The organism is Mesorhizobium sp. M7A.F.Ca.US.014.04.1.1 (assembly GCF_003998745.1).
In the GTDB taxonomy this organism is placed as follows: Bacteria; Pseudomonadota; Alphaproteobacteria; order Rhizobiales; family Rhizobiaceae; genus Mesorhizobium; species Mesorhizobium ciceri.
On the sequence record NZ_RZRW01000203.1, the window covers coordinates 1 to 9,498 of the forward strand.

The window sequence follows — 9,498 nt, forward strand, 5'->3', positions numbered from 1 at the left end:
CGGCTTCGAGATCGCCGAAACCGCCGCCGGCACCAATTTCGATGCCGCCGAACAGTTCGTGCGCAAGGCGCGCGAGCGGCGTTGCCGGGTCGGCCTCGATGATTTCGGAGCCGGCATGAGCTCGTTCGAATATCTCCGGCGGTTCCCCGTCGACACGATCAAGATCGACGGTTCCTTCATCGAGCACATCACGCAAAGCCGCTTCGACCGCGAGATCGTGCTGGCCATCACCAGCATTGCCCGTAGCCTCGGCTGCGCCGTGGTCGGTGAGAAGATCGAACGGCAGGACACGCTGGCCATGTTGAGCGACATGGGGGTCGCCTTCGGCCAGGGATTTTTGCTGCACCGGCCGGAGCCGCTCGAGCGAATTGTCGCGCGCGCAACCAAGGGAGCGACGGCCCGCAAGGCATCGTGATCCGGGTGCGGCTAGTTTCAGGCCAGGCCGGACTGGCCTGAAACTCGACACTTTCTATCCGGTTCGCCGCGCCGTCGATTGCGGGAACTCCAGCACTCCAGCCTCGGGTCGCCTGTGCTGCGCCTCCGTCACCGCTTCGATCAACAGATCGAGCGCGTCACAGGCGGCACGGCTCGTCTCGTCATTGCCCTGCAGATAATGATAGGCGCGTTCGAGGTGGATGCGGGCGGCTGAAAAATCGCTGGTCAATGGTCCCTCCATGATCCCGCCCTAAAAAGAGCTTGCCGGAGACGAGGGAACGCCGGGTAAATATCCACAAGCGGCTTTTATTCAAATGCCGCCGAATGTTGTGAGCAGACGCGCGGCGTTGAAGCTGCCGATCTCCCCTACGAGGGGGAGATTGGCAGTTTCAACGCCGCACAGCTACACTGCGGCCCCTTGCGCAAGGTGACATCGATGATCGTCCAGGCCTGCATCAACGGCGCGCGTCCGCGCGATTTCCACCCGAAGCTGCCGCTGACTGCCGAGGCAATGGCCAGCGATGCGGCAGCCTGCGTCGCCGCTGGAGCGGCCGAACTGCATATCCATCCGCGCGGCACCGACGGACGCGAAAGCCTGGCAGCCGTCGACGCCACGGTGCTGGCGGTGCGCCGGACCTGCCCGGGAACACTGGTTGGCGTGTCGACCGGCGCCTGGACCGAGAACGACGTCGAGCGGACCCGAGCGGCGATCGCCGGCTGGCGAGACCTGCCTGACTATGCTTCGGTCAACCTGTCCGAACCGGATGCGCCCGCCGTGATGGAGTTGCTGCGCCAGCGTGGTGTAGGCATCGAGGCGGGGCTAGCCGTCGTCGCCGATGCCGAGCGCTTCGTAGCGCTTCCTGGCCACAACCAGGTGCTGCGCATTCTGATCGAGATCGATATCCCCGACCTGTCCGCTGCACTCGATGAAGCGCATGGCATCGCCGCCGTACTCGAGCGCGCCGGGGTAGGGCGGCCGATCCTGCTGCATGGCGTCGACACGACTGTCTGGCCCCTCGTCGAGCTTGCGCATCGCCAGCGCTGGTCGACACGGGTCGGTCTGGAAGACGGCAAGACGCTCGCCGATGGCAAGACAGCCAAGGACAATGCGGAAATCGTCGCTGCCGCCGTGGCGATCTTTCGCGGTGCGCCCGTCGTTGCCTCATAGGCAAGCGGCTTGACGTCTCCGTGCGTGCGAAGGTCTCACGACAAAGGTCGTCGCTCTCCGGCATCCAGCAACCATTGCCGCACGGCTTGCGTCGGCTCGGGGTGGCGCTGTTTTCTCGGCATCACGACATAAAAATCCTGCGTGCCGCGCATTTCGCCGCTGACGGGCTGAACCAGACGGCCGGCGGCGAGGTCGGCGGCGACGAGAAAGCGGCTGGCCAGCGCAATGCCCTGGCCGGCCACCGCCGCGTCGATGGCGAGGCCGGTCTGGTTGAAGCGCATGCGTTTGAGTTCGGTCGTCATCTTCAGGCCGACGGCCTTTTCCATGAATTCCGGCCACAGATTGTGGGCATCGTGCAGCAGTACGTGGTGCTGGATTTCGGAGGCCGCGATCTCGATCGCGCCGGCCGGCAGCAGGGCCGGGCTGCACACGGCGACGATCTGCTGGGGAAACAGCAGGTCGACGACCAGCCCGGCGCCGAAGGGTGGGCGGCCCTGCCTGACCGCGATGTCGACGCCATCGGCCTGGAAGCTCGACAGGCTTTCGCTGGCCAGTACGCGCAGGTCGACCAGCGGGTGGTGCGCGACGAAGTCGTGCAGTCTCGGGATAAGCCATTTGGTGGCGAAGCTCGGCGTCACGCTGATCGTCAGCCGCGCCGGCTCGGGACGAAGCAGCAGCGTCGCCTCCGAGATCAGGTCGAAGGCGCGGCGGATGTTGGGGACATAGGCGCGGCCCTCATCGGTCAGCGCCAGGCCGCGCGGCAGCCGCTCGAACAGCTTCGTGCCGAGATCGGCCTCCAGCCCGCGAATGTGCTGGGCGACCGCCCCTTGCGTGACGTTGAGCTCTTCGGCCGCGATGCGGAAGTTGAGATGACGCGCCGAGGCTTCGAAGGCGCGCAGCGCATTCAACGGCGGCAAGCTGAGGAAGGTTTCGGGCATGCAGTAGTTTTTCTACAGGTTGATTTCAGGCATTCTGGTTCGAACCGACGGGGAAAACCAGCTATATCGACGCTCAACTCCCGAAAACACCGCTTGCGGTGCCCGCAAACCCTGAGAGGAAAATCCGATGAGTGTAGAAAAAGTAGCTGTGGTGGTGGCCGGCGGCAGCGGCATGGGGGCGGCGGCGGCCAAGCGGCTGGCGGCGGACGGCTTCAAGATTGCCATTCTTTCCTCTTCGGGCAAGGGCGAGGCGCTGGCCAAGGAGCTTGGCGGGCTCGGCGTCACCGGCTCCAACCAGTCGAACGACGATCTGCAGCGCCTCGTCGACCTGACGCTGGAGCGCTATGGCCGCATCGACGTGCTGGTCAACAGCGGCGGCCACGGGCCGCGTGCGCCGATCCTCGAGATCACCGACGAGCAATGGCACACCGGCATGGACGTCTACCTCCTCAACGTCATCCGGCCGGTGCGCATCGTGGCGCCGCAGATGGTCAAGCAGAAGGGTGGGGCCATCATCAACATCTCGACGGCCTGGGTGGTCGAGCCGAGCCCGATGTTCCCGACGTCCGCCGTGTTCCGCGCCGGCGTTGCCGCCTACACCAAGATCTTCGCCAACACCTATGCCGCCGACAATGTGCGCATGAACAATGTGCTGCCCGGCTGGATCGACAGCCTGCCGGCCACCGAAGAACGCCGCGACAGCGTGCCGATGCAGCGCTACGGCACTTCGGAAGAGGTCGCCGCGACCATCGCCTTCCTGGCGTCGGAGGGCGCCGGCTACATCACCGGCCAGAACATCCGGGTCGACGGCGGCATTATACGCGCTATTTGAGGGCGTCGGCCGGGAGGGGATTCCGGCATCTCACCCCAAGGAGCAAATAATGCGGCTTTTGATACTCGGCACCGGCTGGATGGCGCAGGAACATGCCCGGCGCTTCAGCGCCATCGAGGGCGTCGACATTGTCGGCGCAGTCGATGTCGATCCGGCGCGGGTTGGCGAGTTCGCCGACAGCTTTGACATTCCCAACCGCTTTACCGGGCTGGAGGAGGCGCTGGCATGGGGCGAGTTCGACGCGGTGGCCAATGTCACGCCCGACCGCATCCACCACCCGACCACCATGGCGCTGATCGCCGCCGGCAAGCCGGTGCTGTGCGAAAAGCCGCTGGCCGAAAACTTCGGCAAGGCGACCGAGATGGCCGATGCCGCCGAGGCCGCCGGCATCGTCAACATGGTGAACCTCACCTATCGCAATGTGGCCGCGCTGCAGAAAGCGCGCCAGATGGTGCAAGCGGGCGAGATCGGCACGGTCAGGCATGTCGAGGCGTCCTACCTGCAAAGCTGGCTGGTGTCGAAATTCTGGGGCGACTGGCGCACCGATCCGAAATGGCTGTGGCGGCTGTCGCGCGGCCACGGTTCCAATGGCGTGCTCGGCGATGTCGGCATCCACATCCTCGATTTCGCCAGCTATGGCGCAGCCGTCGACATCGACCATGTCTTCTGCCGGCTGCGCGCCTTCGACAAGGCGCCCGGCAACCGCATCGGCGACTACGGACTCGACGCCAATGACAGCTTCGCCATGACGCTGGATTTTTCCAACGGCGCCTTCGGCGTGGTGCATGCCAGCCGCTGGGCAACAGGCCATCTCAACGAACTGCGTCTGCGCATCTATGGCGAGAAGGGCGGCATCGAAGTGGTGCACAATCTCGACGGTTCGACGCTCAAGGCATGCGTGGGGGAGAATGTCGAGAACGCCATATGGGAAGAGCTCGACCCCGGCACGGTGGAGACCAACTACCAGCGTTTCACTGACGCGGTGCGCACGGGCGTGCAGGCCGAACCGTCCTTCCGCCATGCGGCCGAATTGCAGAAGGTGCTGGATCTGGCCGTGGTGTCGGACGAGAAGCGGGCCGAGCTGAGAGCGAACGCGGAAACGCGGTGAGGGCTCGCACCTCGCGCCCATACCGCAGTAGCTGGAAGGGGCCGAGTTCTGTCAGACTCCCCTCTGGCCTGCCGGCCATCTCCCTCGCAAGGGGGGAGATCGGCAGCTTCAATTGCTGCGCCTGGTAAGTCATCAGTGCCCGCCTCCTGATCCGTGTCAGGTGGCTTCAGGGGCCGGTCACGAGCGAAAAAACCAGTTTCTGCAAATTGCCGCCATTGCCGAATTCTATACGGTCGAAGTCGCGGCTTGCCTGCACCCGCGCCTTCGAGATCGCGTCGAGCCGCTTGACCACCTCGGCCCTGGTCTTGCTGCATTTGGGATCGTCGGCGACGGTCAGGCCGTCCGTCGCGGCTTGGATGTCGTGGACCATCTGGACCATGCTGGCGCCATGCACCTTCTCATGGGCGGCGACGCCGGCGATGAAGGTGTCCCAGTTCTTCTGGACGGCGGGCGGGAGGGAGCGGGAGGGTTTCGGCAAAGTGTAGGTGACGATCAGCTTCGGCCGCCCGGCCGTCAGCACGCAGTCCTTGCCGCTGGGCTTGTAATCCCTTAGCCCCCAGGTCAGCTTGAAATTGGTGTAGGCGATGGCGCGGGCAATGCCGAGCTTTGGCCCTTTCTCGCCGATCGAGCGGTAGAGTTCGGCGCCGGACTGGCCCGAGATCGCGTAGGGCTCGATCTTCTCGACCGGCTTCCACTCGGCATGAGCGGTGAGCGGCAAGGCCAGCAGGGCGGCAAAGGACAGACACAGGCGAATGCAGGCTCTCAATCCAACTCTCCGCGAAACAGGACCGGCTGCCGCAAGGGGCAATGCCATCGGATCGCTTTTTCCTATATGCTTGCGACGGGCGCTGCAAATGCCCTGAAGGCAGTTGGGGGAGCCATGAGAGTTGCACATCTCGTCGTCGCCGGTGCGGTAGCGGTCCTGCAGGCCGCGCAACCGGCGTTTGCCGCGTCGTGCGGCGGCTGGAGCGCCAGGATGGAGGAAGACGAGGGCGGCAGCGTGCTGACGGCCTCGGTCTGCGGCGGGCCGAAAGGCGATGCGTATCTGATGCTGACCTGTTTCGACACGCCGGTGCTGAGCTACGATCTCGGCGCCAACGGCCGGCAATTGGAGCCTGGCATCAGCGGTTCGTTCGCGTTCAAGGCCGACGGCAAGACGGTAACTAAGGCGCTGCAGCTGGAGGCCATGTACAACTACTTCGTGGTCAACCTGGCGAAAGCCGATCCGCTGCTCGACCTGTTGCGCGGCAAGGGCGATGTGTCGGTCAGTTCAGCCAAATATGGCGAGATCAGCTTTCCGCTGAAGGGTTCAAGCGCGGCCATCGGCAAGGTGCTGGCGCAGTGCGGCAAGGCCCAGCCCGCCGATGGGGATTGAGGACTTCGTCATCCGAAGGCCTCCGAGACGGAGCTGCGCTCCTGCTTCGCCCTAGGATTGTTTGAGCAGGATCAGGTAGTTTGGCGGCCGGGACTGCGGCCCATCACCCCACCCAGTCGTACCGTCGCGGCCATCAGTTCCTCGTCCGAAAACCCGGAAAAACCCAGCACCAGGCCTTGCCGGGACGCCCCGCCGATGAACATCGAGGACAAGGCCCTGGCGCCGACACCTGCCGCCTTCGCCGCCTCGACGATCGCCGTGTCCGGCCCGGCGTGCTTCAGCGTCGCCATCAAGTGCAGCCCCTGTTCGGGCACGGTTACCTCGAGGGCATCGCCGCAATGCGTCTCGAGGCCGGCGACCAGCACGTCGCGCGCGGCTTGCACCCGGCGGCGCACGCGCCTGAGATGCGCGGCGAAATGGCCCTCGTTCAACAGGTCGGTCAGCGCGCCTTCGGCCAGCGTCGAGGGGAAGCGGTCGGAGCGCGCCCTGACCGCCATCACGGCATCGAGCAGCGCTTCGGGCACCACGACATAGCCGATGCGCAGGCCGGGGAAGAGGATTTTCGAGAAGGTGCCGAGATAGGCGACACGGCCCGAGCCGTCCATGCCCTGCAGCGAGGTCAGCGGCGGGCCGGCATAGCGGAACTCGCTGTCGTAATCGTCCTCGATGATCCAGGCATCGTTGCGCCGCGCCCAGTCGAGCAAAGCGAGACGGCGGCGCATCGTCATCGTCACGCCGAGCGGATATTGATGCGAGGGCGTGACATAGGCCGCGCGCGCCTTGGAGCACAGGCTTTCGCCGATCTCGGGATCGAGCCCTTCCGCGTCGACGGGTACGCCAAAAACCGTGGCCCCGCTGCCGGCCAGCACGGCGTGCGCCATGGGATAGCAGGGGTTTTCGATCCAGACGGCATCGCCGGGACGAAGTGCTGCACGCACCAGGAGATCGAGCCCCTGCTGCGTGCCCGACGTCAGCACGATCTGGCCGGCGTCGCAGCGCACGCCGCGTGCGGTCCTGAGATAGGTGGCAATTGCCGTGCGCAGCGGCAGGCCGCCGCGCGGGTCGCCATAGCGGAAATGCTCCGGTCCGGGGCGGGTGAGGTGGCGCGACAGAAGGATGCGAAACATATCAAGCGTGCGCGGATCGGAGACCGCAACGCCAAGGCCGCAAGGTAGCGACGCCGCGACGTCGATCTCCGCTGGACGCGGCTTGATCAGCGTCAGCGGCAGATGCGGCACATCAGGCGCGACGAAGGTGCCGGCGCCGACCTTGGCGACCGCAAACCCCTCCGAGATCAGCATTTCGAAACAGGCAACCGCCGCCGAACGCGACAGGCCGAAGCGCTGTGCGAGATCCCGGGTGGTCGGGAGTTTCGCCCCGGTGGCCAGCGCGCCGGTCTCGATCAGCCGCCTGAGCGCCGCATAAAGCTCGCGGCTGCGCGGGCCGTCGCCCGGCAGGACCGGGATCAGCGCCGACCAATCCGGAAAATTGGTCCGGTTTTTCTTCATGGGATTGGTTCTTTTATCGACCAATGTCATGGCGCATGGTTGGCAGACGACAACCAAGGATGCAAGCCGTGAACGACACGCCAGCCAGTTTTCCGACCACCAGCCGCAACCGCGTCAAGCGCCTGCACGAGCGCGGCAGCTACGACCATGCGGCAGTCTTCGCGGTGCTGGATGCCGGGCTGCTGTGCCATGTCGCCTATACGTTCGATGGCCAGCCCTATTGCACGCCGACCATCCACTGGCGCGAGGACGACATGCTGTACTGGCACGGCTCGTCGGCCAGCCGCATGCTGCGCAATCTGCGCGGCGGCACGCCGGCCTGTCTCACGGTGTCGCATCTCGACGGGCTGGTGCTGGCGCGCTCGGGCTTCAACCATTCGGCCAACTACCGCTCGGCGATGTGTTTCGGCACGGCGCGAATCGTCGACGAGCCGCAGGAGAAACTGAAGGCGCTGGCCGGCGTCGTCGACCGTTTCTATCCCGGCCGGAGCGAGACCCTGAGGCCGATCTCGGCGCAGGAGGCCAAGGCGACGACGGTGATCGGCATGCGTATTGAAGAGGCATCGGCGAAGGTACGCGCCAAGGGCGTCGGCGACGACGAGGAGGATTACGGGCATCCGGTTTGGGCCGGCGTCATCCCGGTGCGGATGGTGGTCGGCGCCGCCGAGCCGTGTCCGAGGCTGATGCCTGACATGGAGCGGCCGCGGAACCTGGCTGGATATGCCGAGGGCGCGCGGCTCGATGAGGCGCTGACGCAGGCGCAGCGGGTTTATGAGGGCGAAGTTTAGCCCGCGCCTAGTGGGAACGTATTCAAATCTTGCCGCTGCCGCCGCCTCGCGATATCTCGACACCATGATCACCTTCCGCCGTGCGCAGGCCTCCGACCTGCCTGATATCGTGGCCATGCTGGCCGACGATCCGCTTGGCGCCGGCCGCGAGGACGCTTCCTTGCCGCTGGCGCAAGGTTATGTCGACGCTTTCAACGCCATCGACGCCGATCCCAATCAGCTGCTGGCGGTGGCCGTGGATGGCGGCGAGGTGGTCGGCACCTTGCAGGTAACTTTCCTTGCCGGGCTCTCGCGCAAGGGCGCGTGGCGCGGCCAGATCGAGGCGGTTCGGGTCGCCGGCCACAGGCGCTCGGACGGCATCGGCAGGCAGATGATCGAATGGGCGATCGACGCGTGCCGCGCGCGCGGCTGCGGCCTCGTTCAACTGACCACCGACAAAGGGCGGGCGGACGCGCATCGTTTTTACGAAAGCCTCGGCTTCACCGGCAGCCATCTCGGCTACAAGAAGAGCCTTTAGGCGGTCGGAAAACGCTGCAACACTTTTGTGGAACTGCTCGCGGCGTTCGAGCAGTGCGCCAGTGCTGGCGCATTCGGGAAACCGTTCAGGCACACTTCAATTCGCGGCCAAGAGGGGATATAGGTCAGTCAAGTTGACCTATATTGCAGCGTCGGGGAGGCGTGCCGTGACCCTTATGAACCTGTTGGCTTCGCGCTCGTCGCGCATGAAAGCGTCCGAAATCCGCGAGCTGCTGAAGCTGCTCGACCAGCCGGACATCATCTCGTTTGCCGGCGGTATTCCCGATCCGGCGCTGTTCCCGGCCGAGGCGATCCGCGACGCCTATGCCGATGTGCTGGGTGGCGCCGAGGCGGGCGCGGCGCTGCAGTACCAGGTCTCGGAAGGCTATCTGCCTTTGCGGCGCTGGCTCGCCGGGCAGATGGGCAAGCTCGGCGTCGCCTGCGACGAGGCCAACATCTTCATCACCTCCGGCTCGCAGCAGGCGCTGGATTATCTCGGCAAGCTGTTCCTGTCGCCGGGCGACACCGCGCTGGTGACGTGGCCGACCTATCTCGGCGCGCTGCAGGCTTTCAACGCCTATGAGCCGCGCTACGACCGGCTGACCCCGGCCGGCGGCAACATGACGCCCGATGCCTATCGCGCGGCGGCGGCCGCCAATGGCGGCAAGGCCAAATTCGCCTATCTGGTGCCGGATTTCGCCAACCCGACCGGCAACACGCTGAACCGTGAGCAGCGCGAGGCGGTGCTCGACCTTGCCGGCGAACTCGACATCGCCGTCATCGAGGATGCCGCTTACCGCGCGCTGCGCTATGACGGCGATGTCGAGTTC

12 protein-coding genes are annotated in these 9,498 nt (G+C 65.5%); 8 read left to right on the plus strand and 4 right to left on the minus strand.

Annotated elements, in window-relative coordinates; translation table 11 throughout:
- The coding region (locus tag EOA22_RS15465) for an EAL domain-containing protein (protein WP_164755461.1) at nucleotides 1–415 on the plus strand (415 nt) is incomplete at its 5' end.
- 54 nt (nucleotides 416–469) lie between these two features.
- Here EOA22_RS15465 and EOA22_RS15470 read toward each other — a convergent pair.
- Nucleotides 470–664, minus strand: a complete 195-nt coding sequence (locus EOA22_RS15470; protein ID WP_024501638.1) for a hypothetical protein — start codon at nucleotides 662–664, stop codon at nucleotides 470–472.
- 207 nt (nucleotides 665–871) lie between these two features.
- Here EOA22_RS15470 and EOA22_RS15475 point away from each other — a divergent pair, with 207 nt between their 5' ends.
- Nucleotides 872–1,603 carry a 3-keto-5-aminohexanoate cleavage protein gene (locus tag EOA22_RS15475; RefSeq protein ID WP_063170281.1) on the plus strand — a complete coding sequence of 244 codons (732 nt, stop codon included), beginning with the start codon at nucleotides 872–874 and terminating at the stop codon, nucleotides 1,601–1,603.
- A 35-nt stretch (nucleotides 1,604–1,638) separates the two neighbouring features.
- Here the strand turns inward: EOA22_RS15475 and gcvA are convergent, their stop codons facing one another.
- Nucleotides 1,639–2,541: a transcriptional regulator GcvA gene (gene gcvA, locus EOA22_RS15480; RefSeq protein WP_063168574.1), complete on the minus strand. Its 903-nt coding sequence runs from the start codon at nucleotides 2,539–2,541 to the stop codon at nucleotides 1,639–1,641.
- 127 nt (nucleotides 2,542–2,668) lie between these two features.
- On the opposite strand from gcvA, the gene EOA22_RS15485 reads away from it, so the two are divergent.
- The gene (locus EOA22_RS15485) at nucleotides 2,669–3,373 is read left to right on the plus strand and encodes an SDR family oxidoreductase (RefSeq protein WP_024501629.1); all 705 of its coding nucleotides are present in this window, start codon (nucleotides 2,669–2,671) and stop codon (nucleotides 3,371–3,373) included.
- Nucleotides 3,374–3,422: 49 nt separating this feature from the next.
- The gene (locus tag EOA22_RS15490) at nucleotides 3,423–4,481 is read left to right on the plus strand and encodes a Gfo/Idh/MocA family oxidoreductase (protein ID WP_063168573.1); all 1,059 of its coding nucleotides are present in this window, start codon (nucleotides 3,423–3,425) and stop codon (nucleotides 4,479–4,481) included.
- A 166-nt stretch (nucleotides 4,482–4,647) separates the two neighbouring features.
- Here the strand turns inward: EOA22_RS15490 and EOA22_RS15495 are convergent, their stop codons facing one another.
- Entirely contained in the window at nucleotides 4,648–5,247 is a 600-nt protein-coding gene (locus EOA22_RS15495; RefSeq protein ID WP_063168572.1) for a DUF922 domain-containing protein, read from the minus strand.
- A 114-nt stretch (nucleotides 5,248–5,361) separates the two neighbouring features.
- On the opposite strand from EOA22_RS15495, the gene EOA22_RS15500 reads away from it, so the two are divergent.
- On the plus strand, nucleotides 5,362–5,856 hold the full coding sequence (locus EOA22_RS15500; RefSeq protein WP_224621167.1) for a hypothetical protein: 495 nt from the start codon (nucleotides 5,362–5,364) through the stop codon (nucleotides 5,854–5,856).
- Nucleotides 5,857–5,927: 71 nt separating this feature from the next.
- Here the strand turns inward: EOA22_RS15500 and EOA22_RS15505 are convergent, their stop codons facing one another.
- Nucleotides 5,928–7,364: a PLP-dependent aminotransferase family protein gene (locus tag EOA22_RS15505; protein ID WP_082826687.1), complete on the minus strand. Its 1,437-nt coding sequence runs from the start codon at nucleotides 7,362–7,364 to the stop codon at nucleotides 5,928–5,930.
- Nucleotides 7,365–7,399: 35 nt separating this feature from the next.
- Here EOA22_RS15505 and EOA22_RS15510 point away from each other — a divergent pair, with 35 nt between their 5' ends.
- From EOA22_RS15510 to EOA22_RS15520, 3 genes are all read left to right on the plus strand, one after another.
- Nucleotides 7,400–8,152, plus strand: coding sequence for a pyridoxamine 5'-phosphate oxidase family protein (locus EOA22_RS15510; RefSeq protein ID WP_063168570.1), 753 nt, complete (start codon nucleotides 7,400–7,402; stop codon nucleotides 8,150–8,152).
- 64 nt (nucleotides 8,153–8,216) lie between these two features.
- Entirely contained in the window at nucleotides 8,217–8,669 is a 453-nt protein-coding gene (locus tag EOA22_RS15515) for a GNAT family N-acetyltransferase (protein WP_063170279.1), read from the plus strand.
- 175 nt (nucleotides 8,670–8,844) lie between these two features.
- Nucleotides 8,845–9,498 (plus strand): PLP-dependent aminotransferase family protein (locus EOA22_RS15520; RefSeq protein ID WP_164755463.1); only part of this gene is annotated, 654 nt, incomplete at its 3' end.